Below are 21,466 nucleotides of genomic sequence, written 5' to 3' on the forward strand. Positions count from 1 at the left end.
ACCAAGCAAAAGCCCGTGCATTAGCACGGGCTTTTTTATGGGCGCCGCACACCCAAGCTTATCTGTGGGCCTGGGCAATCCATTACTGCTGCAATGCAGCGGATCATTTCGTTTTCTAGTACGGTAAGTTGTTTATCTAAACAAACGCATGCCACCAAGGCGCGCAAAATACGCTGCTTAATTTGCGGGTAGGCGTTAGCGAGCTTTTTCACTGCTGGGCCAAAATGCTCAACTTGACATTGCTCTAGAGGCAACAAGGTAATGGTATATAAACCAATGCTGTTGGCGCCTATCCCAAAGGCGCGCTGAGTCTCGGTATCATTATCATGGCCAAAGTAAGCGAGGCTCGATAATACGACTGAAAATGGCTCAGATAACGCTGGAATACTGCTATAGACCGGTTTGCTGTGCGTAACTTTTTCAAATTGATGAGATAAGTAGTGTTTTACTAAGTGGTACAAACACCATTCATACATATCAACTTGTTGGTCTGCCTTAATTAGGCTGCGTAGATTGTCCATAAAACGCTGATATTGCTTGGCCGACATACACTTAAGCGCAGGAAAAGATAGCTCGAGCAAGGGTAAGCGGTAGCTTTTGTCCACCGAGTTTATCCAACTCCAAGCTTGAAGGGTTTCTTCAATTCTTGAAGATTTACTCAGGTTGTCTTTAATATCGTCTAGCTGTTTAGCGCGTTGTGCTTCATCGTTGCTAAGCAGTAAGGCATAAACCACACTAATAACGCCACAAGGATCATGAGCTAAACTGAGCAATCCATCGGGTAAGTGGGCTAATTCGCCACTTACCGTTACGGTATTCTCTGATAGGGTAAACTCAGCTTTTTCTGATTTGTTATCTAGAGCGTCTATGGCCGCTTCTGCAGCGGCAGCTACAAACACGGTTTTTTTGAGTTGCTCCTGGCGTTGTTGTTTGGCTTGCTGTTGGCTGGTTTTACTGTAAATAGGTTTGGCTACTTTTTTAATATCGCGCTTGATCAGTGCACCATCCCAACGAGGAAGAATCCGTTTTATCCGTGATTTAATGGCTGGATGAGTAGCAAAAAAACTGCCTAAACGGCGAGCATCACCTATAAACATATGGCTGGTTTCTTGGCTAAGTGGGGTACGTAAACCCGAACCAGCATCATAACCGCCGATAATTTTTAGCGCATCGGCGATGCCATTGGGGTTACGCGTAAACTGCACAGCCGATGCATCCGCCAAATACTCGCGCTGGCGACTGATGGCTGCTTTGATCATATTTGCAAAGAATAAACCTATCCAGCCTAGAGCCAGTAAGCCAAACCCTGCAGCCGCCACCCGAGCGTCATTATTGTTAGAACGGCTCGATGAACGGTGGCTATAACGCTGAGTATGTAGAATAAATTCACCAAGGTTAGCGATAAAAACTATCCCGCTAAGCAAGGCAATTAAGCGCACATTTAGGCGCATATCACCATTTAGAATATGACTAAACTCGTGGGCGACTACACCTTGCAACTGCTCTCTATTAAGCTGTTCAAGTGCGCCTTGAGTAATGCCAATCACTGCGTCGGCAGGGGTGTGGCCTGCTGCAAAAGCATTAATGCCAATTTCATCTTTGAGCAAATATACCGAAGGCACCGGCATGCCAGAGGCTAGTGCCATTTCTTCAACAACATTGAGTATTTGTTGCTGCTCTGGGTGCTGGCTATTTGGTGGAATACGCTGACCACCTAAAGATTCAGCTATTCTTCTGCCGCCATCTTTTAACTGAAACCACTTAAAAGCAATCGCGCAGATAATGACGCTAGTCATTACCAAGCTAACAAATACCAAAATATCGGCAGAGAAGAAGCTGCGATTGTCTGGCAAGTTTAACTCACTGGTAGAGTCAAACATCCACAAACACGCTGCGATCAAAATATTACTTAGGCCAATTAAAATGATTACAGCGATAACAAATAATAAGATCAACCACTTGCTGTTACGACGAGCATGATCTTGTTCGGCAAAAAAGTTCATGGTGCTCCCCGGTGCTTAAAAAGACACTTTAGGGGCGTTTTGTATCTCAGCACTGTCGGCAAACTCGAGTAAGCTTGCATCTTTTTTATGGCCAAATTGGGCAGCAAAAAATACCGGTGGGAAAGATTGACGGTATTCGTTGTATTCGGTTACCGAGTCATTAAAGGCTTGGCGTGAAAAAGCGACACGGTTTTCTGTAGTAGTAAGCTCTTCACTCACTTGCATCATGTTATCGCTGGCTTTTAGGTCGGGGTAGTTCTCCATCACAATGTTCATTTTGCTCATGGCACCTTGTAACGCCCCTTCGGCGCTGGCTAATTTGCTAAGCGTTGCTCCAGTGGGATCACTTGCTGCAGCACGCAATAATGCTGAAGCATCGTTACGGGCGCTAATTACGGCCTCTAAAGTGTCTTTCTCATGTGCCATATAAGCTTTGGCTGTTTCAACTAAATTAGGGATAAGGTCGTAACGACGTTTTAGTTGAACTTCTATTTGAGCAAAGGCGTTTTGGTAGCGATTACGTAAGCTAACTAAACGGTTGTAGATACCAACAACATAAAAAATTAGTGCCGCAATAATTACCAAAATTACGATTAGTGATACATCCATTTGCCTAAGTTCCTTTATTTATTAAACACTTAATATCTGCATGATACGGATTTAGCCTAACAATGCCATGGCTTAACTAGCAGTTTACGCTTAAATGATTAAGTTAATTTTTGCCAAGGTGTAAGTAAATGCTGCCAATACTGATTTGGTGAAAGCTGTGGAGCTGGGCTTGTTGTTTAGGTGATCGTTAGCCTGGTGAAGTTGGCCACGTAAATGAAGCCGTTAAAGCTAGCTACAAAGCCACAGCATTGGCAAAAAAGCATTTTAGTTTAGCTACTAAAGCTGCGATGCTAGGTGAACACAAGGATGAAAATAATTGGGTAGATATCACCATGCATGAATTGGCGGCACTCGCGATAACGGTATTTATGGGCTTTTTTGCGATGATGAACCCTATCGCAAATACTGCAGTGTTTGTTGGCTTAACTGGCGGCCAAGGTACTGCTGAGCGCAAGCGAACTGCGTTTCGCTCACTTGCAACGGCTTTTTGCATCGTGGCAGCTTTTTGTTTACTGGGAAAAGGCATATTTGAATTATTTGGTATTACTTTGCCTGCGCTGCGTTTAGCCGGCGGTATATTAGTTTTTCTGGTGGGCTACCATATGTTGCAAGGTGCGAGTTCTAAACTGCATTCTCACACTCCCAGCAGTGATAGTGATGATGAGGAAAAAGACATTGCTGTATCTCCATTAGCGTTGCCTATCCTAGCCGGGCCAGGAACCATTGCTACAGCGATGAATTACTCAGCTTCTGGCGGCATTATAAATATCATCGTTACTGTTATCGCATTTGCCTTACTGTGTTTAATTACTTTTATCTGCTTTTTATATGGCCCAAAATTGGTAAATAAAGTGGGCAAGGATGGGATAAACATTACTACCCGATTGATGGGGCTAATTCTTACCGTTATTGGCATGCAAATGCTAATTCAAGGCGTGCACGATGCCTATATGTTGTTCTCTAAATGATTTGCATAGAGTAAAAGCAAAAAACCAAGGCCTAGCCTTGGTTTTTTCACATTAGATGTTTTTAAGCGGGAATGTGTTCTGGTTTGGTAGAAAGTACAGCTAATAAACGTTGAGCGTGCTCGGCCACTTCAATGCCTAAGTCGGTGAGGTAACCACCGTCGGGTAGGGTGCTTAAACCTTTATCAAACAGGCTTTGTGCTGCAGCAATTACTTCGGGAGCTGCATCATGGTGAACCTTAATCCCGGTTTGCAAACTGCTCATATCAAATTGCAGCAGTAAGTTGAGTTCGGCGATAGTATTGGGAGTAAATTTCATCGTGCCATCCTTTATGTTTTTGTTATCTCCACATTAGAAAGCCCACTCTTATTGCGCAAGCGGTCAGGATAAGAACTGATACCTTACGCACTGTTTTGTTTGCTTACGTGATGCCGCAAAAATCTCTCAATGACCTAGCGCAATTTTGTTCAATAAAGTTTATCGGTGAATGCATATAGTTTGGTTTTGTTAGAAATACGGAGATCATGGTGAGTATATTTTTGTCGATGTTGGTGTTTGCATTTATTGGTGCTGTATCTCCGGGGCCGGTTAATATTATTGCTACAGGTGCTGGTGCTAATTTTGGTTTTCGGCAAGCCTTGCCACATGTAGTTGGGGCAAGTGTTAGTTATAGCTTAGTGGTGCTTACAACGGGCTTAGCGCTAAATATGCTGTTGTATTGGCTTCCCAGTTTAACGGAAGCTTTAAAATACTTAGGGGGCGCATTTCTATTGTATATAGCGGTGAAAGTTGCTTGTTCACCAGTGGTTACTCACGCGGAGCGGGCTTTGGCTAACCCCCCTAGTTTATTACAAGGAGCGCTGGCACAAGGTTTAAATCCTAAGGCTTGGTTGGTTGCAATGTCTGGAGTAAGTCTATTTGTATCGGCACAGCAGCCAGCATGGTTATATCTGTTGGTTTTTTGCAGCATCTCTCTTATTGTTTGTTTGGCGGGAGTAGGAACATGGGCCGCGATAGGTTCGCTTATTGCCCGTTATTTGCGATCTCCAATGCGCATGCGAGTATTTAATGTGCTAATGGCGCTGCTATTGGCTGTTTCGGTATTGTCGCTTTTTGTATAGCTCTATGAGTGAGGCTTTATGACAACTATTGCAAAGCATTTATTAAAGCGAAGTGCCCATCTGCCTTTTGTTGAGCTGCGCCAAGCTGAGCATTCTGAAGCTTGTTACCATAGCCATTCTCACGATGAGTTTTCCTTTGGCATTATTGATACTGGCGAAGCCATTTATAAAAACATGCAACGCCAGCATCATATTAGCCAAGGACATAGCGTAACCATTAACCCCGGAGATGTGCATTCTTGTAATCCAAAACAAGGTGCTTGGTCCTATCGAATGTTGTTTGTGGAAACGGCTTGGGTAGCGCAACTGCAACAAGAGATGTTTGCGCGTTCTGCCAGTGACTATTTTGCATTCGAGAAGCATTGTTTAAGTCATAAACAAAACTACCGCTTATTGGAGAGCTTGTTTAATTGCATTAAATTAGAGCGAAACTCACTAGAGCAAGAAAGCTTGTTGATAGCTTTTTTTGAACAACAGTTTGCGGCAAAACACCCATTGCGAGCAGACTTACGTTGTTTAGCTAAACCGCAATTAAAAAGGGTGAAAGAGTGTATTTCTGATCAGCTAGATAGCCAGCTAAGCTTGAGTGAGCTTGCGGAAGTGGCCGGGCTTAGTCGTTTTCATTTAGTGCGCAGCTTCAAGCAGGTTTACGGATTGTCTCCGCATGCCTTTCAACTTAATCAGCGAATTAATCGAGCCAAAGCGCTATTGCGCGAAGGAAGCAGTATTGCTGACACTGCCTTAGATTTAGGCTTTGCTGATCAAAGTCACTTTCAACGAAATTTCAAAAAGCGCTTGGCACTTACACCTAAGCAGTACCAAGGCTTTTTTGTGTAGCATGCTTACCCTTGTGGGAGCACTGCAGAGTTAGTTCTTTAACGATTCTAACACTGGTAATAAATCACTCGGCTCTTGGCGCTTGGTGTAGTCTGGGTCGACAAAGGCACTCGCGATAGAACCATCTTGGGCAATGACATAAGTTACCGCTAGCGGTAAGTTAAATTGTCCTGCGCCGTTATGTTGTTCTACTTCAATACCAAATGATGAGTAAATAGGGCGTAGCTCTTCGGGTAGGGCAAAAACGATACCTAAGCTTTTGGCGTATTCTGCATTTTCGTCACTTAACACCTGAAACTCCAACTCATTTTTCTCGGCTGTGCTTAACGATGCATCTGGAAGCTCAGGGGTGATCGCCACTAGGCTTGCTCCTAAGGCTTTAATTTGTGGCAAAATTTGCTGGTAGGCGCGTAGCTCTAGGTTGCAGTAGGGACACCAGCCGCCACGGTAAAAAGTCACAATGGCTGGTCCTTGCTTAAGTAATTCAGCCAAACTAACCGAGTCACCATTATGATTAGGTAAGGTAAACGCTGGTAGTTGTTGCCCTTGTTGAGGAGCCTTGGCTGCGATACCACTCTCGGCTAAGTTTTTGGTGGCTTGTTTCATTAGTTGCTGCACCTCTAGTGGTGCTTTCGCTACAAAAGAAGCAATGTAATCGGCGATCTCTGTTTGTAAACTCATGGTCAATCCTTAGAAGTGTTAGCTTATTTTTGAATGAACATTCAAGCAGTGTTTGAATGAACATTCAAGTTAATTTTGAATAAACGTTCAAAAAGATGTTTAATTGTTTACCTAAAGGTATACTTACACCGAGTTACCTAAGTAGAGTGGATAGATAAATGGCTAAGATGCAGTTTCAGCGTGACCAGGTATTGGAGCAGTCGGCTAACTTGTTTTGGCGAGTGGGTTATAACGCCACTTCTATGCAACAGGTGTTCAAACATACTGGTTTAAAGCCGGGTAGTGTTTACTTAGCCTTTGGTAACAAAGAGGCACTATTTAAAGAGTCTTTAAGCCATTACGCTGAAGTCTCTAAAGCGGGAATTACCAAAAGTTTAGACGCCGCAGAGTCTGTTGAATTGGGCATCTGTGAAATACTTGATGGCATGGTGTCCCAGTCTGCAGCGACGGACTACTGCAGCTGCTTTTTAGTGAAAAGTCAGCTTGAGCTTAGTGATGAGCCAAACTTACAAAGTTTTGTGAGTGAGCAGCTACAGCAAATAGAGCAGCTTTATGCTGGCTATTTGCAAACAAAGTATGGTGAACAAGACGCTAAAGCCAAAGCGTGTTGTATTATGCTTCACATCTTTGGTATTCGAGTTTATAGCTACCACCAAGGTAGTGAGTTAGCCATGCGCCAAGCCTTGCGAACTGGGCTTGCTTGGTTGCCGTGGCATGGCTTGAGCCACTAAAATTAACGGCTAGCCAGTTAGTTACTACCAACTTAGCTCTTGGTCATCCCAAGACCAAAACTTGCCGCTTTGCTCTGGACTTAGTTGATATATTCTCTTCAGCAGCAATGTTGCACTGCGTTCGCTGGTTAACAGCTTGTGTTTGGCAACATTGGCTTGAAATGGCTTCGATAAGGCTGTGTCGGTAGTACCGGGGTGCCAAGCCGCTACACATACTTTCGGGTGAGTGCGTTGCCATTCTATTGCGATGTTTTTTAAGGCCATATTGAGTGCGGCTTTAGCACAGCGATAACTATGCCAACCACCAATGCGATTGTCGCTAATTGATGCCAGCTTAGCCGAGATACTTAAAAATACGCCGGATTGGCTATGTTTTAGCGCCTTAGCGGCATGTTTTGCCAGTAGCAAACTGGGCAAGGCGTTGAGCTGCATGCTCAGCATAAAACTAGCCGCTTGGCATTGGCTTAAGCTTTTTTCAGGCTTTAACTGAGGCGAGTGTAATACTCCGGCACAATTTATCAGCCAATCCAGTTGGTGAATATTGGCCATTAGCGCCGCTATCTCTGTTTCATCACTGAGGTTTAGTTGCTGCCAATTAAGCTTAGGATGCTGCAAGGTAGGCATGTTCGAATGCCAAGTGGCAGTGACACTTGTAATCGTTGTTTGTTCGAGCAGTTGTTTAACTAAAGCTAGGCCTATGCCGCCGCTGCCGCCCGTTACCAATACTTTCATGGGTAGAATTTTGTGGTTGGTTTTAGTTGGTTACGTGGCGAAGCGTTAACTAGTTTACTAATAGCAGGAATTAAGTGAGGGCTAGCGGAGAAAAAACGGTGATAAGTTCAGTGGCAAGCAGCCGCTTGCCACTGTTAGTCATGTTTAGAACAAGTGGCTGTATTGCATAGAGTAGTAGATGGCGTCTGAGCGAGTGTGGCCAATTACTTCGCCAATTCCTGGGATGCCACTCATCTCTCGTACTTCAACATCTTCTCCTCGAACAAAAGCTAAGCCAAAGTCGATGCTTGAGTTTTTGTTTAAGTGATAGCTGGCACCAGCGGTATACCAGTTACGATCTGAGTCTGGGATAGACAGTGAGCTAATCTCATCCACTACACCTTTGTCATGCATGTAACCGGCGCGCGCGGTCCAGTTCTGATTGATAGTGTAAGTACCACCTACACTAAATAACCAAGAGTTCTTCCATTGGTAGCTTTTTACCGTGGCGTCTGGGTTTGAACCAGTAACAGTAATATGTTCAAAATCACCCCAGCTAGTATGTTGCGCCGTGTAGTGCACCGCCCAACTAGGGCTTAACTCGTGGTAACCGGCGATTTGGAAAATGTTGGGTAGAGGAATATGAATTTCATCATAATTTTGTGTTTGGTACTCTACTTTGCCATCAGCTTTAAAGGTTGGGCTAATGCGGTAGCTCATACCCAAACGGTTCTTGTCGTTGATCTCATAGGTGGCACCTAAAATTCCACCCAAGGCCCAACCATCAGCTTCTACATCCACCAAAGTAGCTTGCCCCAGGTTTGCGGGCTCACCAACTATTTCACCTTGGCGTTTTAGCTTACCTTCACCGTAGATAAGGTCTAAACCGACACCAATGCTAAATTGTTGGTTAATGCGGTAGGACACGCTGGCATTAAAATTAGAAGTTACAATCTCAGTTTCACCTAATAAGTCGACCGGTGTTAAGGAAGCCCCGGTATTGTTTAACGAACTGATATCAGTACCAGTTCCGAAGTTAGAAAATGCGCCTACACCAACAGCAAACGAGTCATTAATCGGATGAATATAATAGATGTTGGGAATAACTTTGTTGTCTGCAGCGTCATTTTCGCTTCCAAGGTCTTCATCTGCGAATGGAGTTGAGTAGGTAACATCTTTAATAGTTACATCTACGTCTGCGTAGGTTAAACCTAATGACAGCGCTTTGCGGTCGAACATCGCCATGGCTGCTGGGTTACGTGATAATACCGATGCGTTATCAGCAATAACTGCGTCACCAGAAAACGCACGACCAATACCGGTGGCCGATTGGCTATTTAATTGAAAACCTGCCGCTAAACTTTGGCCAGTAAGTAATGAGGCGCTAATTGCAACTAGACTTAATTTACGTTTATCCATAACTTCTAATCTCTCGAATAAGTGTCTCAGTTCGCATGGCGTAACTGAATTGTTTTATTTTTGTAATATTTTCCGCATCTTAGGCAAGTGATCGGTCCTCTACAACTCCGACCAGAGCGAATATTCTAATGTTGAAATTGTTAAAAGTGGTGGTCTGACCTGAATGTTGCAAGCTAAGCGTCTGGTTTATAGTGCATAATTTTGTTAATTGATGGTGAAACTTAAATTACTGTTAGATTACTTGAGGTAGGAAGGAGTAAAACTAATGTTTAAAAATGAGAGCTTTATTCGCGGGAGCAAGCCATGATAAGACATATTCTTTTGATTAAGTTTAAGGCTGAAGTGAGTGATGCAAACATTCAGCAAGCTCGGCAAAATTTTTTAGATATTCCAAATAAAATCGAGGGAGTACTTGAGGTTGAATGGGGGCGAAACGATAGCCCTGAAGCCTTAAACAAAAACTATCAATACAGTGTAATAATGACCTTTGCTGATGAAGCTGCGCGGCAACACTATTTACCTCACCCAGACCATGAGCGTCTAAAACACCATTTTGTACCTTTGCTCGAAGACATCATTGTTTTTGATTTCACTCTATAAAGCATTTTAACGGCTGTAGTTATTTGTGAGCAAACCTCGGCGGCTAATGTGTAATAACCATTGTTTTAGGTCTAACCAGCTTAGATTAACTTGTTGCTGTGTTTTTAATCAATTATGCTTGGCTTATTAAACAACACCTTTGGTGTTGCTAATTTATGCGAGTAAATGCGTTGTTGTATGAGGCTTAGTTTGCAAATGAAAGTTGTAGTTGTTGGTCTGCTAGTCACTTGGTTGGTAGCCTGCGGTTCAGAGCAGGAAGATTCTGCCTCTGTAAGTATGGCTAATCCCGCATCAGTATATTGTGTAGAACAAGGTGGAGACCCACAGATTAAGAAAACCGCTGAAGGGGAGGTGGGCTATTGCCACTTTACCGACGGGCGGGTTGTTGAACAATGGGACTTTTATCGCGCCAGTTTAGAATGACAATAGCTTGGTCTAGCACTTTAGATGTTTAACCAGTTAATTTAGGTTTTTTACTTCGATTTTTTCTCAGTTACAAGATATCTTACAACAATCGATGCGTGGCTGAACAAGCCTGTTTTATGTAGGTTGGAAATGATAAAGCTAAGTGCAACGGCAATGCTTATTGGCAGTGTGTTAAGCCTTACTGCTTGTGGAGAAAAGCCCAAGGTATATAGCGGGCGTTTTATTTTTGGTCATGAGGTGAGAGAGTTTATACCTTGCGGTCGCTCGGCATTATGGTGGCAAGCCGATCAAGACCTAGTAGCCGATCTCATCGAATTCTACCAACTCAATACCACTGAACCTTACCAAGCCATTTACGTTCAAGCTGAAGCTAAGCTGCTTCCAGCCGCGACCGATGGATATGCTCAAGAGTACCCCGCAGTGTTACGTTTGGATAAAATACTCGATTGGCAACAGGCTGTGCCCGACAGTTGTAATGTTCCCTCTTCGTAATAAAGGATTGTTGTTTTGCTAGCGCGTTTATTTTTTTCTATTTGTACTGCGGTAACCAGTTTAAGCAGTTTGGTTATTTTTGGTTTGAGCTGGTGGCCGTTGTTGTTTTTGGCGCTAGCTTCTTTTGTCATCTTATCTTTGTATTTTAAAAGCTTAGATTATATAGCGATATTATTAGCAAGAATTTGCGGCGCACTAGCGCTGTTAGGTTTAGCCTTGTTAATGTTAGCGGCTACCGTAGGCGGCAGTTTTCATTTATCGCCTAGTAATTGGTTAATGGCGGGCTTAATGCTTACGATGAGTCTTTCGGGCCTTAGTGCCTTCTTTTGGCAACAGGCTGAGCCACCTATTACCGAGGAGTAACCATGTTTAAGGCTTTTCATCATGTGGCGATAATCTGCTCTAACTATACCCGTTCAAAACACTTTTATTGTGAGTTATTGGGCCTTGAAGTAATTGCCGAACACTACCGAGAACAGCGAGATTCTTATAAATTGGATTTAGCCTTGCCCAGCGGCGAGCAAATAGAGTTGTTTTCTTTTGCTAATGCACCTACAAGGCCAAGTTACCCAGAGGCGCAAGGTTTGCGCCACTTAGCGTTTGCTGTGGAAGATGTAGAGCAAACGGCTGCTTTGTTAATAGCAAAAGGGATAGAGCTGGAGCCGGTAAGAGTTGACCCTTATACCGGCAAAAAATTCACCTTCTTTAGTGACCCCGACGGCCTGCCTTTAGAGCTGTATCAGCAATAGCTGTACCCTTAGCCACAGCCACAGCTATTGTTGAATGCTCAGCAGCAGTTTAGTTTCTGCCGGCCATTACTCCGCCGTCTACATCCCAAATTGCTCCGGTTACCCAATCTGCTTTATCACTGAGTAAAAAGCTTACGGTGTTAGCTACATCGTCTACTTGGCCAATTCGACCAATTGGATGAAAACCATCAAAAGACGCTAGGCTCTCATCTAAGGCTTCCGGCTCAATAAAAGCGTGGTAAATGGGGGTTTTAACTACCGCTGGCGCAACAGCGTTAACTCGAATCTTGTGTTCGGCTAGTTCCATCGCTAGGTGTTGAGTAAGTGCATGTAATCCTGCTTTGGCCATTGAATAAGCCGAAGATGGGGTAGCTTTAATCGCTTGCTGGGCCCACATCGAGCCGATGTTTACAATACTACCGCCTTGATGTTTTATCATGTTTTTTGCCACGGCTTGGGTAATGAAAAACAAGGCTTGGTTAAGCTGCATGTATTGTTGGTAGTCGCTTTCGCTGTGTTGCAAAAAGGCAGTGGGCTTAAAGTAGCCAGCAGCATTCACTAGTTGCTTGATGGCACCAAAATTACTAATTTTTTGTTGTAGCTCGGCGACTTGTTCTGGCTGGTATAAATCAAACTGCCAAGTGATAACCTCACCTAATGATGATAGCTCTTGCTTTGCTTTAGCCAGCTTTTGTAGCGAACGCCCAACAAGAATAACTGCTTTATCTTGTGCTAAAAGCTGTTTGGCTGTGGCGTACCCAATTCCACTAGAACCACCGATAATTAAGCTATAAGACAGAGTAGGTTGTGTCATGATAAATCCTTTACAAGTGTTTGAGTTCAGGTTCATCTTATGGAACATTGAGTTATCAAGAAAAGTAGGCACAAACCAGTACCCTAGGTACTTTTGAGTACATCTTAATGAAAAATAAAGAATTATTATTTTCCCGAAAATCGGCACCTGAACGTAGTGCTCGTATGGTTGAAACTATTTATGGCTGTAAATGGTCGTTAACGGTGTATCAATTATTGGCAAATGGCATAAATCGTCCCGGAGAAATGGTGCGCAATGTGGAGGGTTTATCAACAAAAGTACTTAATGAATGCCTGCGAAAGAATCTCGAGTTTGGCATCTTACAGCGAATTGAATATGCAGAAGTGCCACCGCGGGTGGAGTATCAAGTGACGGCATTTGGCGACAAGTTCTTACGCATACTGGAGCAACTTGAAGAGCTGCAGCAAGAATTGGCTCAGTAGCTTAATTTATTGATCCCTTTAGCTTTTAGCTACGTTATAAGCAAGTTGACGAGATTACTATAGGTAGCCAATGAGCACGCAATTACTGTGGTTTAGAAACGATTTACGCAGCAAAGATAACCAAGCACTAAGCGCTGCTGTGGCTAGTGGAAAAGCCGTGTTAGCGGTGTATACGTTATGCAGTAAACAATGGCAGCAGCATGATTTAGCTCCGATTCAAGCCGATCTTATCCTGCGGCGTTTAACTCAATTACGCCAAGATTTAGCTGCGCTTAATATTCCTTTGCTGGTGCTTGAGTTAGAGAGCTACCAGCAGGTGCCAGAATGCTTGTTATCGCTATGTCTGCAATACCAAATCTCAGAGGTTTATTGCCATTATCAATACGAGCTAAACGAACAGCGCCGTGATCAAGCTGTTGAACAGGCTTTAAGCCAGCAAGCTATTGGCTTTCATCGTTACCACGGAGAATGCATAGTTCGGCCTGGGCAGGTGCTTACAAAAAGTGGCGAGAACTTTAAAGTATTCACTCCCTTTCGTAAGGCCTGGTTAGCAAGTTTAAGTGAGCAATCTTATAGCCCCTTAGGCAGCCCTAAAGCGCTAGACAAATCCTTACTTAATGAGCAGTTGTTGAGCTTACTTAATCACCCACAAACGATTGACTGTAATTACCCACGGGTAGATAGCAGTGCTTGGAGTTGCCAAGACCAACAAATCATTCAGCAGTTGCGCGATTTTAGCGCCAGCAAGGCCATTGATTATCACGATTTGCGTGACATGCCAGCGCTAAACGCAACCAGTAAATTATCGGCCTATTTAGCCTTGGGCATGCTGTCTGCGCGGCAATGTTTAGCCAGAATCTATCTCGACCATGCCGAGGCCATTGCCAGCCAGCAGGGCGGGGCGTTTACTTGGTTAAGTGAGATTATTTGGCGGGAGTTTTATCGCCATTTAATGGCCGTTAACCCTCAGCTGTGTAAAGGCAGCGCCTACCTAACATGGACCGAATCGGTCGCTTGGCAAGATGATGAGCACTTACTTAAGGCTTGGCAGCAAGGCAAAACCGGTTACCCAATTGTTGATGCCGCCATGTTGCAACTTAAACAAACAGGCTGGATGCACAATCGTCTGCGCATGGTGGTTGCCAGCTTTTTAACTAAAGATTTATTGCTTAGCTGGCGTGACGGTGAGCGTTGGTTTATGCAGCATTTAATTGATGGTGATTTTGCTTCTAACAATGGTGGCTGGCAATGGGCAGCGTCTACTGGCACTGATGCTCAGCCTTATTTCCGTATCTTTAATCCGACAACCCAGGCTCAGCGATTTGATCCGGATGGAGAGTTTGTTCGGGCTTGGTTGCCAGAACTGGCTAACATTCCGGGCAAGCATGTGCATAGACCGCATACTTGGGCCAATAAACATGGGGTGTCTTTGAACTATCCCTTACCGGTGGTAGATCATGTAGTGCAGCGCAAACAAGCTTTGCATTTATTCGAACAAGCTAAAAACAAGGCTTGACCTTCCTCTTACGGGAGGGTTGACACTATACTCCAAGTGCTAATGCTGTTGGAGTAGAAAATGACTAACTCGCTAGTCTTCCCCTTACAAGGTTTACGCTGTGCTGGCTGTGTTCGAAAGGTTGAAAAAATTATTTCGGAACATCCCGATGTAAGCGATGCATCGGTTAATTTGGCTTTAAATCAAGTTCGACTTGATACCTCCAGCCCTGGTGCATTGCCGCAACTTCGTAAACAGCTAAGTGAGCAAGGTTTTGATATTCCCTTTGTTCGTCACTGTTGGCAAATTGAAGGGTTAAACTGCGCAAGCTGTGTGAGTAAGTTAGAATCCGCTTTAGCCAAGCAACAAGGCATCGATAAAGTAAGTGTTAGCTTAGCTTTAAATCAGCTTAGCTTTGAGCTTCTGCCAGATACACAAACTTTAGCTCAAGTGAAAAAAACGCTGGTCAGTAATGGTTTTAGCGTTAAACAAAGCACCGCAAGCTCCCAGCCTAGTGCCAAACACTTCATACCTTGGCGATTGTTATTCAGCATAGCCTTGTCAATTCCATTGGTAATGCCAATGATATTTAGCAGTTTATCGCTTCCCGCATTGTCGCAGTTTCTGCTGGCCACGCCAGTGCAATTTTATGCAGGTTTGGCCTTTTATAAAGGCGCTTGGCAGGCCTTAAAGCAAGGCTCTAGCACTATGGATACCTTGGTGGTTATGGGCACCAGTACCGCGTACTTCTACAGTATTTACCTGTGGATGAATGGCCAAACCGGGCATTTATATTTTGAGGCAGCAGCGGTCATCATCAGCTTAATTTTGCTGGGCAAATATTTAGAAACACGCGCCAAACAACAAGCGGCTAAAAGCATTGCCGATTTAGTGAAACTAAGCCCGCAACGTGCTTTAAAGCTGGATGCTAAAGGCATTGGTGAAGAAGTTGATGTAAGCGAGCTGTTGGTGGGCGATGTTATTTTGGTTAAACCAGGCGAGCAATTAGCAGCCGACGGCCAAGTAAGCTGGGGTAGCAGTGAAGTATCGGAAGCGGTGATTACCGGAGAAAGCCTGCCCTTACAAAAGGAAGTGGGGGACTCGGTGCTTGCGGGTAGTTTAAACGGTTCGGGTTTGCTGCAAGTTACTGTAAGCGCCGAGAATCGCAACAGCACACTAAGTAAAATCATTCAGCTGGTGAGCGAAGCCCAATCGGGTAAAGCGCCAATTCAAGGTTTAGTCGATAAAATTAGCCACTACTTTGTGCCAGTGGTGCTGCTAATTGCTTTGGCGAGTCTGCTAGTTTGGACAATCTATGGCGATGTTAATCAGGGTCTTATTGCTGCTGTGTCGGTGTTGGTAATTGCCTGCCCTTGTGCCTTGGGTTTGGCTACGCCAACGGCTTTGGTGGCTGGCACCGGCAGAGGCGCAAAGCTTGGGATTTTGTATCGTAATATTCAAGCCTTAGAGCTTAGTCATAAAGTAAGCGATGTAGTATTTGATAAAACCGGTACCTTAACTCAGGGTCAACCCAGCTTGGTGAAAAGCTTTAGCAGCAGCAAACTAAACCAGCAAGAGCTGGTAACCCTAGCTGCGAGCGCTCAGCAAGGCAGCCAACATCCTTTAGCCAGTGCTTTGCTTAAAGCGGCCGAAGGCACGCCTTTACAGCCTTTACACTACTTTAATAGTTACACAGGATTAGGCATAGAAGCTCAGTTAAGCGACGATAGCAGCTCTGAGCAGCGAGTATTTTTAGGAAATCAGCGCTTTGTGGCTCAGCAGCTAGCCGATAAGCTTACTAAGCCTTTCTCTGCAGAACTACAAACGCAAGCTGAACAATGGCTGCAGCAGGGGGTTACCGTTGTATATGTCGCAAGACCTAACGAGTTGCTTGGTCTATTGGCGTTTAAAGATGTAATTCGCCCAGACGCAAAACAAGCGGTGAGTGCGCTGCAAAAACTAAATCTAAGGACTCATTTATTAAGTGGTGACGCTAAGCCTGTTACTAAAGCCTTTGCTAAACAAGTTAACATTAAACACTGGCAAGCAGAGTTACTACCAGCGCAAAAGCTCAAGCAGATAGGCAAACTGCAAGCGCAACATTCCACCGTTATGATGGTGGGTGATGGGGTTAACGACGCGCCAGCCTTAGCGCAGGCTGAGGTAGGCATTGCCATGGGCGGAGGCAGTGATATTGCCCTAAACAGCGCCGATGTTGTGTTGATGCGAGATGATCCTTTATTGATTGCGCAAGCGGTTGCGCTTGCCAAGCAAACTTGGCGAACCCTTCAGCAAAATTTGTTTTGGGCTTTTATATACAACGTAATTGGTATTCCTATTGCCGCGATGGGTTTGCTTAACCCCGCTTTTGCTGGGGCGGCCATGGCCTTAAGCTCGGTGTGTGTGGTAAGTAATGCAGTGCGACTTAATTATTGGCAAAGCCCAATTAAAGCACTTAAGCAGGAGCAGCAGTAATGTTTAAAATTGGAGAAGTGGCCAAGCTAAGCGGTCTGTCGGTAAAAACGGTTCGCTACTACCACGATGTTGGTTTGGTTAAAGCCATAAAAGCCGACAATGGTTACCGTTATTATCGCCAAGAGCAAGTCACTCATTTACGCTTTTTAGGCAATTGCCGAGAGCTCGGTTTTAGCTTATTACAAAGTCAGCAGCTGTTGTCGTTGTATGTAGATAAGCAGCGCTGCGCCAGCGAAGTAAAAGCCATAGCCACCGAACACCTCACCGAGATTGAGCAACGCATAGAGCAGTTGCAGCAACTACAACAAAGCTTAACCAGCATGGTGAATTGCTGTCGCGGTGATGCTCGTCCAGATTGCCCGATAATCGATGGCTTAGCGGCTAGCTAAAGTAATTTTCTCCAATAGCGCTGTTTAATCTACTCGCTGAGGCTAAGTGGCAAGAATGCTAGTAGCTTAATAGAGCCCGCTGTTAGCGTTTAATCTAACATGTATGTTTAAACCAATTGCCAACTACGTCGATAATGTCTTGTTGCCACGGTTTTTTGAGGGCGCTTGAGGGGTAGAGTAAAACGTAACCAAGCCTTCCCGATTGCAATGCAAAATCAAGATTTAAAGGAACTAGTTCTGTGTGATGTTTTTCAACCATATTGGTAGGGAGTAGGGCAAATCCCTCTAACTCAAGAAGCTTAACTAGGGCCATAGCTTCACTCACCGAACTTGTTTGTGATGAAATAAGAGTTTGTTGGCCAAACATGCTTTGTTCAAGATCTTCCAACACAAATTGTCGATGAAGCTGTAGCTCTGGTAACGATACCTGCTGCTTGTTCGCAAGCGGAGAGTGTTTATGAGCGTAATAGTTAAACTCTGGATAACCCAGATTGATGAAGCTTACTCCTGTATCTGGATGCAGAGCCCCTTGGTTTAGCGTGATGCAAAAATCAGCTTGTCCTTCTACCAATAGCGCTAATGCCATTTTTCGGGATCGTGACAGCCAATTGATTACCGTCATCGGGTGTTGAGATCGAATTGCATGGTCCATTTGCTGTATTGCCGTGCTCGAAATGGAAGAGTCATGACAAATGGATATTTGTGTTTTATCGCCTAAATGTAGGCTATCGGTGGCAGATTCGAGGGCATTCATTTGATAAATGATCAGCCTAGAAGCGCGCACTAAGCTTTCCCCTTGTTCTGTCAGCTTGGGGGCTTTTCCTTCTCTCTCAAAGAGAGCTATTCCCCAATCTATTTCAAGATCTGCAACTTGTCGATGCAGGGTAGAGCGGTCCTTATTTAGTTTTCTTGCTGCTTTACTAAATGACCCTTCTTCAGCAACGGCAACAAATGCACTTAGTTGATCAAATGATGCTCTCGGCACACTTTGTTCCTCATCGATATCTTACTTATGTTGCATATTATACAACGTAGGTGATTTTATTTGTTGTGAGTGAGTGGTTAAAGTCTTTTCAATATCGGAATGATTAAAAGGCAACAAAATGATAAGTAGCAAAAGCAAATTAATGGTAGCCCTGTTGGCAGCGTCGGCAGTTACTGCAATAGCAACTACGGCCGAGGCTTGTTCTCGAATTATTTGGGAGACTGAAAACCACGGGGTATTTGTGAGCCGTACGATGGATTGGATGGAAGAGAATCAACCGACCATAGAAGTTCGTCATTCAGGGCAGACTTACAAGGGGCATAGCAGTGAGCTAGGTAAAACTTGGACGTCTAAGTACGCCTCAATTGGCATGACACTATATGGTATCGGAATTGTTGATGGGTTTAATGAGGTTGGCTTCTCTGCTAATGGCTTGTTCTTAGACGAAGAATCGGCAGGTGATTTATAGGGCGAATTAGCGCAGGTTTCAAATGCGGTGTTTGTGGCTTATTTACTGGATAACTTTGCGACTGTTGAAGAAGCTTTAGAAAATATTAATGAGATTGAGATTCAACAGTTTTCGCACAATGGTCATTCGATGCGTGGTCATTATTCTATTCAGGACAAAAATGGCGATTCTGCAATTCTTGAATTTGTTGATGAGGGCTGGAAAATTTATCACGGCAAGCAGTATGACGTAATGACTAATAGCCCTACATTCCAGCAGCATCTTACCAACTGGAGTGAAGCACAACCAGCCTCTGAAGATGTGATAGATGGCGAATACCAATACCAGGCAATATTAACTCTGCGCAGCGTTTTGTTTGGAACAAGTATATGAAATCGCAGCTAAAAGAGCCTACGAGTTACACAAACGGCTTGGCCAAGCTAGATAGCGTTACTTATAAAATTCCATTAGATGCTGCTAATCGCCCAGACGCTGCAGGTGTAATGCGTGGGTATGCAACTATTTACTCTGTGGGCTACAACCTTGATCAAAAAGTGATGCAAATTCGCTATCAGTTTGGTGACGCTTACACCCATTTCTTTGTCGATTTTGACAAACTGAATGACGGTAAAAATTACCACCTTGCCGCAGATAGCCCCGATTTATTTGGCGATGTGACGGGACAGTTTACCCAAAATAACGGTGTTATGGCGCACTACGCTACTCACTAATCCAGTCCTCTATTTGATTAGATACTGCGAAAAAGTTTCACGACTTGTTTCGGGGTTTCTATGACATCAATTCTCTAGAAGTTCGCAAACCTATACGGGAGGCGTTTTCGCCTCCTTCCTTGGATAGTAAAATGACGTCAAAATACTTGGTACTGTTTGTATCACTCTCACTTTTTTCTTTAAATTCTTTCTCTGAAACCATCGATAAAGAGATTGATCCTTCAGACCTCACAAGGGTTTACACTCAAGCCGCACTCATGGTGAGTGGTAATAGTAATGTTATGCCTGTCGGCATGATTTCCGGTGGATACAATAATGCTCATCAATTCGCCCTGCTTGCCGAAGCAAAATTTGGTAAGAGTGGAGAGAATGCTGGCAATGAGTTTGGCTTAGAATATGGCTCTTCTCGTTTTCAATATTTTCAGGTTGCTGATACCGGCTCAAGCTTTATGCCAAGAGCAGGTCTCTCTGCTGACTATATCAATGTGCGCTCTTCCAGTATCAAGTCTGATTTACTCGCATTGGGTGGGGTTGCAGCAATAAATCAGCAGTTCACACCTGGGTTTATGTTATTCCCGATGGCAGGTTATGTGTTTGGGAACATGGAAATTAACGGCATTAAAGAAGATGTGAATGGCGTTAACCTATCTATCGCGGCATCGATTCCAATTGGTGGCAATGGTGCATTTATGATGATTTGGCCTGAATACAGAAAGGTGAGCGGAAACAGCATTAAAACTGAGAATGTATCAACAAAACTGATCCTTAACTCACCTTTAACCAATGACCGGAAATGGTGGATAAATACCCGTATTGAATTAGACAATTCACAGTTGAAACTTGGCGAAGATAGCTTAGTAAAGCAGCGAAATTCTGATGTATATATGGGGATTAGATATTTTTTCTAGTTTAGTCAAATGATACAGGCTAAAGGTTTAACTGCGTCGCAGTCTAACCACCTTCATTATCTCAAACTCAAAGCCGGCGCGCAGTTGGTGGCTGGGGTAGTAGCTAAGATTAACCCGTGCACCTTTTAAGTCTTGGTAGCGTTGCTTACGTTTGTAAACAAAGGGTACGTCGTAACCTGCAATCATTAATGTATGTAAGATCCAGTCACCTTCTTCGCGTTGCACATGGGAGGCAACTTTCACATCTTCAGAATGGATTAGCGCTGGGCGCTTTTTGAGTAAGGTTTCTGGATCTTTTTTAAGCATTGTTAACTAGCCGTAAACACAAAGGTAAGCTGTTTCGGTTGGTACTTTTAGCTGAAACTTAGCATTGCCGGGTACGTTGAATTGTTGGCCGTCTTTAAAGCTTACCCATTCTGTTTCACCCGGAAGTTTAACAATCAATTCGCCAGCAACAACAACCATTAACTCAGGCTCAGCTGTACCAAATTCGTATTCACCTACAGCCATAACACCTACCGATGATGGCTTATCCTTGCCTGAAAACCCGATTGATTTTACTTGGCCGTCAAAGTACTCGTTGCTCTTTAACATCACATTTCCTTGTTTAAATCGATTGTGCAAAAACGCAGGCTAGCATAATGTTAGGCTATTTGGATCGACTAATGAGTTATTTGCATAATGAATGAACAGTTTCTATCGGCAAATGAGCCGTTTGATAAAACCTTATTGCTGAAGGTTGCCCGCCACAAAATGCCCTTTGGAAAATACGCTGGTCGAGAAATTATTCGCCTTCCCGAAGAGTACCTACTTTGGTTTGCCAACAACGATGGTTTTCCTAATGGAGAATTAGGTCAATTAATGGCATTAGCCCTTGAAATTCAAATAGCTGGCTTAGAAAAGATCATCTGGCCACTTATCGATACAAAACATCAATAACTTTCCTTGTTAACTGGTTGTTTTTCGTTCATCTCTTTGCTAGCGTGTTATTTCTAAATGCTTTTGTTCAGAACTTTAATCAAAATTTAACAGTTTATTGACGGTTTAGGGCTGATCTTATTGAGTATTTAGTAGAGAATGTAAAACGCTTTAGCAATGCTTGTTGATAGTCCAAAGTTTTTCCTGGTTCTAAATTTTTTAGGTGTGGTTAAATTTTTGTCGCTGGCTTGCCTAGCAAATACGTTAAATTGCACTTGGAATATGAGAGGACGATAATGTCAGGTCAGGGATTATCAGGAACCGTTAAATGGTTCAACGATGAAAAAGGTTTTGGTTTTATTGCACAAGAGAAAGGTCCGGACGTTTTTGTTCACTTTCGCGCTATCAACGGTAACGGTCGCCGTACCTTAACTGAAGGTCAAGCGGTAACGTTTGATGTTGTTCAAGGCCAAAAAGGCCCGCAAGCTGAAAACGTAACTGCCCTATAAACAACG

27 protein-coding genes and 1 pseudogene are annotated in these 21,466 nt (G+C 43.8%); 18 read left to right on the top strand and 10 right to left on the bottom strand.

The window, feature by feature from the left end:
• Positions 1 to 35: 35 nt before the first annotated feature.
• Together LQZ07_RS06670 and LQZ07_RS06675 are read right to left on the bottom strand one after the other, a co-directional pair.
• Positions 36 to 2,003 (bottom strand): M48 family metallopeptidase, encoded by a 1,968-nt coding sequence (locus LQZ07_RS06670; protein ID WP_152780114.1) that lies wholly within the window; start codon positions 2,001 to 2,003, stop codon positions 36 to 38.
• Between the two features lie 15 nt (positions 2,004 to 2,018).
• Positions 2,019 to 2,612 carry a LemA family protein gene (locus tag LQZ07_RS06675; protein ID WP_152780112.1) on the bottom strand — a complete coding sequence of 198 codons (594 nt, stop codon included), beginning with the start codon at positions 2,610 to 2,612 and terminating at the stop codon, positions 2,019 to 2,021.
• Positions 2,613 to 2,860: 248 nt separating this feature from the next.
• Here LQZ07_RS06675 and LQZ07_RS06680 point away from each other — a divergent pair, with 248 nt between their 5' ends.
• Positions 2,861 to 3,580, top strand: coding sequence for a MarC family protein (locus tag LQZ07_RS06680; RefSeq protein WP_368666385.1), 720 nt, complete (start codon positions 2,861 to 2,863; stop codon positions 3,578 to 3,580).
• Between the two features lie 61 nt (positions 3,581 to 3,641).
• Here LQZ07_RS06680 and LQZ07_RS06685 read toward each other — a convergent pair whose 3' ends face one another.
• Entirely contained in the window at positions 3,642 to 3,896 is a 255-nt protein-coding gene (locus LQZ07_RS06685; protein WP_016400383.1) for a TIGR02647 family protein, read from the bottom strand.
• Positions 3,897 to 4,102: 206 nt separating this feature from the next.
• On the opposite strand from LQZ07_RS06685, the gene LQZ07_RS06690 reads away from it, so the two are divergent.
• Complete coding sequence (locus LQZ07_RS06690; protein WP_152780110.1) at positions 4,103 to 4,699, top strand: LysE family translocator; 597 nt, start codon at positions 4,103 to 4,105, stop codon at positions 4,697 to 4,699.
• Between the two features lie 18 nt (positions 4,700 to 4,717).
• Positions 4,718 to 5,536 (top strand): AraC family transcriptional regulator, encoded by an 819-nt coding sequence (locus LQZ07_RS06695; RefSeq protein ID WP_152780108.1) that lies wholly within the window; start codon positions 4,718 to 4,720, stop codon positions 5,534 to 5,536.
• Positions 5,537 to 5,566: 30 nt separating this feature from the next.
• Here the strand turns inward: LQZ07_RS06695 and LQZ07_RS06700 are convergent, their stop codons facing one another.
• The gene (locus LQZ07_RS06700; protein WP_152780106.1) at positions 5,567 to 6,217 is read right to left on the bottom strand and encodes a peroxiredoxin-like family protein; all 651 of its coding nucleotides are present in this window, start codon (positions 6,215 to 6,217) and stop codon (positions 5,567 to 5,569) included.
• Between the two features lie 158 nt (positions 6,218 to 6,375).
• Between LQZ07_RS06700 and LQZ07_RS06705 the strand changes: the two genes are divergently transcribed.
• A complete protein-coding gene (locus LQZ07_RS06705; RefSeq protein ID WP_152780104.1) occupies positions 6,376 to 6,948 on the top strand; it encodes a TetR/AcrR family transcriptional regulator in 573 nt (190 codons plus the stop codon).
• 24 nt (positions 6,949 to 6,972) lie between these two features.
• On the opposite strand, the gene LQZ07_RS06710 is transcribed toward LQZ07_RS06705, so the two are convergent.
• The gene (locus tag LQZ07_RS06710) at positions 6,973 to 7,680 is read right to left on the bottom strand and encodes an SDR family NAD(P)-dependent oxidoreductase (protein WP_152780102.1); all 708 of its coding nucleotides are present in this window, start codon (positions 7,678 to 7,680) and stop codon (positions 6,973 to 6,975) included.
• 144 nt (positions 7,681 to 7,824) lie between these two features.
• A complete protein-coding gene (locus LQZ07_RS06715) occupies positions 7,825 to 9,078 on the bottom strand; it encodes an OmpP1/FadL family transporter (protein ID WP_152780100.1) in 1,254 nt (417 codons plus the stop codon).
• Positions 9,079 to 9,381: 303 nt separating this feature from the next.
• Between LQZ07_RS06715 and LQZ07_RS06720 the strand changes: the two genes are divergently transcribed.
• The 5 genes from LQZ07_RS06720 to LQZ07_RS06740 all read left to right on the top strand — a co-directional run bounded on the left by LQZ07_RS06720 (position 9,382) and on the right by LQZ07_RS06740 (position 11,345).
• A complete protein-coding gene (locus LQZ07_RS06720; protein WP_152780098.1) occupies positions 9,382 to 9,678 on the top strand; it encodes a Dabb family protein in 297 nt (98 codons plus the stop codon).
• A 195-nt stretch (positions 9,679 to 9,873) separates the two neighbouring features.
• Entirely contained in the window at positions 9,874 to 10,101 is a 228-nt protein-coding gene (locus LQZ07_RS06725; protein ID WP_016400375.1) for a DUF333 domain-containing protein, read from the top strand.
• A 132-nt stretch (positions 10,102 to 10,233) separates the two neighbouring features.
• Positions 10,234 to 10,596, top strand: a complete 363-nt coding sequence (locus LQZ07_RS06730) for a hypothetical protein (RefSeq protein WP_152780095.1) — start codon at positions 10,234 to 10,236, stop codon at positions 10,594 to 10,596.
• Between the two features lie 15 nt (positions 10,597 to 10,611).
• Entirely contained in the window at positions 10,612 to 10,959 is a 348-nt protein-coding gene (locus LQZ07_RS06735; protein WP_152780093.1) for a hypothetical protein, read from the top strand.
• Between the two features lie 2 nt (positions 10,960 to 10,961).
• Entirely contained in the window at positions 10,962 to 11,345 is a 384-nt protein-coding gene (locus LQZ07_RS06740) for a VOC family protein (protein ID WP_152780091.1), read from the top strand.
• Positions 11,346 to 11,394: 49 nt separating this feature from the next.
• Here LQZ07_RS06740 and LQZ07_RS06745 read toward each other — a convergent pair whose 3' ends face one another.
• A complete protein-coding gene (locus tag LQZ07_RS06745; RefSeq protein WP_152780089.1) occupies positions 11,395 to 12,159 on the bottom strand; it encodes an SDR family NAD(P)-dependent oxidoreductase in 765 nt (254 codons plus the stop codon).
• 107 nt (positions 12,160 to 12,266) lie between these two features.
• Between LQZ07_RS06745 and LQZ07_RS06750 the strand changes: the two genes are divergently transcribed.
• The 4 genes from LQZ07_RS06750 to LQZ07_RS06765 all read left to right on the top strand — a co-directional run bounded on the left by LQZ07_RS06750 (position 12,267) and on the right by LQZ07_RS06765 (position 16,961).
• On the top strand, positions 12,267 to 12,602 hold the full coding sequence (locus tag LQZ07_RS06750) for a helix-turn-helix domain-containing protein (RefSeq protein WP_152780087.1): 336 nt from the start codon (positions 12,267 to 12,269) through the stop codon (positions 12,600 to 12,602).
• A 70-nt stretch (positions 12,603 to 12,672) separates the two neighbouring features.
• On the top strand, positions 12,673 to 14,118 hold the full coding sequence (gene phrB, locus LQZ07_RS06755) for a deoxyribodipyrimidine photo-lyase (protein WP_152780085.1): 1,446 nt from the start codon (positions 12,673 to 12,675) through the stop codon (positions 14,116 to 14,118).
• Between the two features lie 60 nt (positions 14,119 to 14,178).
• Positions 14,179 to 16,572: a heavy metal translocating P-type ATPase gene (locus tag LQZ07_RS06760; protein WP_152780083.1), complete on the top strand. Its 2,394-nt coding sequence runs from the start codon at positions 14,179 to 14,181 to the stop codon at positions 16,570 to 16,572.
• The gene (locus tag LQZ07_RS06765; protein WP_152780081.1) at positions 16,572 to 16,961 is read left to right on the top strand and encodes a MerR family DNA-binding protein; all 390 of its coding nucleotides are present in this window, start codon (positions 16,572 to 16,574) and stop codon (positions 16,959 to 16,961) included. The genes LQZ07_RS06760 and LQZ07_RS06765 overlap by 1 nt, the downstream gene beginning before the upstream one ends.
• Before the next feature lie 94 nt (positions 16,962 to 17,055).
• Here the strand turns inward: LQZ07_RS06765 and LQZ07_RS06770 are convergent, their stop codons facing one another.
• Positions 17,056 to 17,946: a LysR family transcriptional regulator gene (locus tag LQZ07_RS06770; RefSeq protein WP_152780079.1), complete on the bottom strand. Its 891-nt coding sequence runs from the start codon at positions 17,944 to 17,946 to the stop codon at positions 17,056 to 17,058.
• Positions 17,947 to 18,199: 253 nt separating this feature from the next.
• On the opposite strand from LQZ07_RS06770, the pseudogene LQZ07_RS06775 reads away from it, so the two are divergent.
• From LQZ07_RS06775 to LQZ07_RS06785, 3 genes and pseudogenes are all read left to right on the top strand, one after another.
• A pseudogene (locus LQZ07_RS06775) lies at positions 18,200 to 18,787 on the top strand (linear amide C-N hydrolase).
• On the top strand, positions 18,784 to 19,125 hold the full coding sequence (locus tag LQZ07_RS06780; protein ID WP_227981108.1) for a hypothetical protein: 342 nt from the start codon (positions 18,784 to 18,786) through the stop codon (positions 19,123 to 19,125). Before LQZ07_RS06775 ends, LQZ07_RS06780 begins: the two are co-directional and overlap by 4 nt.
• Positions 19,126 to 19,256: 131 nt before the next feature.
• Entirely contained in the window at positions 19,257 to 20,033 is a 777-nt protein-coding gene (locus LQZ07_RS06785) for a hypothetical protein (RefSeq protein WP_152780077.1), read from the top strand.
• Positions 20,034 to 20,060: 27 nt separating this feature from the next.
• Here the strand turns inward: LQZ07_RS06785 and LQZ07_RS06790 are convergent, their stop codons facing one another.
• Together LQZ07_RS06790 and LQZ07_RS06795 are read right to left on the bottom strand one after the other, a co-directional pair.
• Positions 20,061 to 20,339 carry a hypothetical protein gene (locus LQZ07_RS06790; RefSeq protein ID WP_016400363.1) on the bottom strand — a complete coding sequence of 93 codons (279 nt, stop codon included), beginning with the start codon at positions 20,337 to 20,339 and terminating at the stop codon, positions 20,061 to 20,063.
• A 6-nt stretch (positions 20,340 to 20,345) separates the two neighbouring features.
• Positions 20,346 to 20,627: a pyrimidine/purine nucleoside phosphorylase gene (locus tag LQZ07_RS06795; RefSeq protein WP_016400362.1), complete on the bottom strand. Its 282-nt coding sequence runs from the start codon at positions 20,625 to 20,627 to the stop codon at positions 20,346 to 20,348.
• An 87-nt stretch (positions 20,628 to 20,714) separates the two neighbouring features.
• On the opposite strand from LQZ07_RS06795, the gene LQZ07_RS06800 reads away from it, so the two are divergent.
• Positions 20,715 to 20,972 (top strand): DUF3820 family protein, encoded by a 258-nt coding sequence (locus LQZ07_RS06800; protein ID WP_016400361.1) that lies wholly within the window; start codon positions 20,715 to 20,717, stop codon positions 20,970 to 20,972.
• Positions 20,973 to 21,247: 275 nt separating this feature from the next.
• A complete protein-coding gene (locus LQZ07_RS06805) occupies positions 21,248 to 21,460 on the top strand; it encodes a cold-shock protein (protein WP_016400359.1) in 213 nt (70 codons plus the stop codon).
• Positions 21,461 to 21,466: the final 6 nt, after the last annotated feature.

This window comes from Agarivorans sp. B2Z047 (genome assembly GCF_023373605.1).
Classification (GTDB): Bacteria; Pseudomonadota; Gammaproteobacteria; order Enterobacterales; family Celerinatantimonadaceae; genus Agarivorans; species Agarivorans albus.

What these genes read in the sequence shown, in the direction of transcription:
- LQZ07_RS06670 (WP_152780114.1), bottom strand. Translation starts at nt 2,003, where the DNA reads ATGAACTTTTTTGCCGAACAAGATCATGCTCGTCGTAACAGCAAGTGG.
- LQZ07_RS06675 (WP_152780112.1), bottom strand. Translation starts at nt 2,612, where the DNA reads ATGGATGTATCACTAATCGTAATTTTGGTAATTATTGCGGCACTAATT.
- LQZ07_RS06685 (WP_016400383.1), bottom strand. Translation starts at nt 3,896, where the DNA reads ATGAAATTTACTCCCAATACTATCGCCGAACTCAACTTACTGCTGCAA.
- LQZ07_RS06690 (WP_152780110.1), top strand. Translation starts at nt 4,103, where the DNA reads ATGGTGAGTATATTTTTGTCGATGTTGGTGTTTGCATTTATTGGTGCT.
- LQZ07_RS06695 (WP_152780108.1), top strand. Translation starts at nt 4,718, where the DNA reads ATGACAACTATTGCAAAGCATTTATTAAAGCGAAGTGCCCATCTGCCT.
- LQZ07_RS06700 (WP_152780106.1), bottom strand. Translation starts at nt 6,217, where the DNA reads ATGAGTTTACAAACAGAGATCGCCGATTACATTGCTTCTTTTGTAGCG.
- LQZ07_RS06705 (WP_152780104.1), top strand. Translation starts at nt 6,376, where the DNA reads ATGGCTAAGATGCAGTTTCAGCGTGACCAGGTATTGGAGCAGTCGGCT.
- LQZ07_RS06710 (WP_152780102.1), bottom strand. Translation starts at nt 7,680, where the DNA reads ATGAAAGTATTGGTAACGGGCGGCAGCGGCGGCATAGGCCTAGCTTTA.
- LQZ07_RS06715 (WP_152780100.1), bottom strand. Translation starts at nt 9,078, where the DNA reads ATGGATAAACGTAAATTAAGTCTAGTTGCAATTAGCGCCTCATTACTT.
- LQZ07_RS06720 (WP_152780098.1), top strand. Translation starts at nt 9,382, where the DNA reads ATGATAAGACATATTCTTTTGATTAAGTTTAAGGCTGAAGTGAGTGAT.
- LQZ07_RS06725 (WP_016400375.1), top strand. Translation starts at nt 9,874, where the DNA reads ATGAAAGTTGTAGTTGTTGGTCTGCTAGTCACTTGGTTGGTAGCCTGC.
- LQZ07_RS06730 (WP_152780095.1), top strand. Translation starts at nt 10,234, where the DNA reads ATGATAAAGCTAAGTGCAACGGCAATGCTTATTGGCAGTGTGTTAAGC.
- LQZ07_RS06740 (WP_152780091.1), top strand. Translation starts at nt 10,962, where the DNA reads ATGTTTAAGGCTTTTCATCATGTGGCGATAATCTGCTCTAACTATACC.
- LQZ07_RS06745 (WP_152780089.1), bottom strand. Translation starts at nt 12,159, where the DNA reads ATGACACAACCTACTCTGTCTTATAGCTTAATTATCGGTGGTTCTAGT.
- LQZ07_RS06750 (WP_152780087.1), top strand. Translation starts at nt 12,267, where the DNA reads ATGAAAAATAAAGAATTATTATTTTCCCGAAAATCGGCACCTGAACGT.
- phrB (WP_152780085.1), top strand. Translation starts at nt 12,673, where the DNA reads ATGAGCACGCAATTACTGTGGTTTAGAAACGATTTACGCAGCAAAGAT.
- LQZ07_RS06760 (WP_152780083.1), top strand. Translation starts at nt 14,179, where the DNA reads ATGACTAACTCGCTAGTCTTCCCCTTACAAGGTTTACGCTGTGCTGGC.
- LQZ07_RS06765 (WP_152780081.1), top strand. Translation starts at nt 16,572, where the DNA reads ATGTTTAAAATTGGAGAAGTGGCCAAGCTAAGCGGTCTGTCGGTAAAA.
- LQZ07_RS06780 (WP_227981108.1), top strand. Translation starts at nt 18,784, where the DNA reads ATGAAATCGCAGCTAAAAGAGCCTACGAGTTACACAAACGGCTTGGCC.
- LQZ07_RS06785 (WP_152780077.1), top strand. Translation starts at nt 19,257, where the DNA reads ATGACGTCAAAATACTTGGTACTGTTTGTATCACTCTCACTTTTTTCT.
- LQZ07_RS06790 (WP_016400363.1), bottom strand. Translation starts at nt 20,339, where the DNA reads ATGCTTAAAAAAGATCCAGAAACCTTACTCAAAAAGCGCCCAGCGCTA.
- LQZ07_RS06795 (WP_016400362.1), bottom strand. Translation starts at nt 20,627, where the DNA reads ATGTTAAAGAGCAACGAGTACTTTGACGGCCAAGTAAAATCAATCGGG.
- LQZ07_RS06800 (WP_016400361.1), top strand. Translation starts at nt 20,715, where the DNA reads ATGAATGAACAGTTTCTATCGGCAAATGAGCCGTTTGATAAAACCTTA.
- LQZ07_RS06805 (WP_016400359.1), top strand. Translation starts at nt 21,248, where the DNA reads ATGTCAGGTCAGGGATTATCAGGAACCGTTAAATGGTTCAACGATGAA.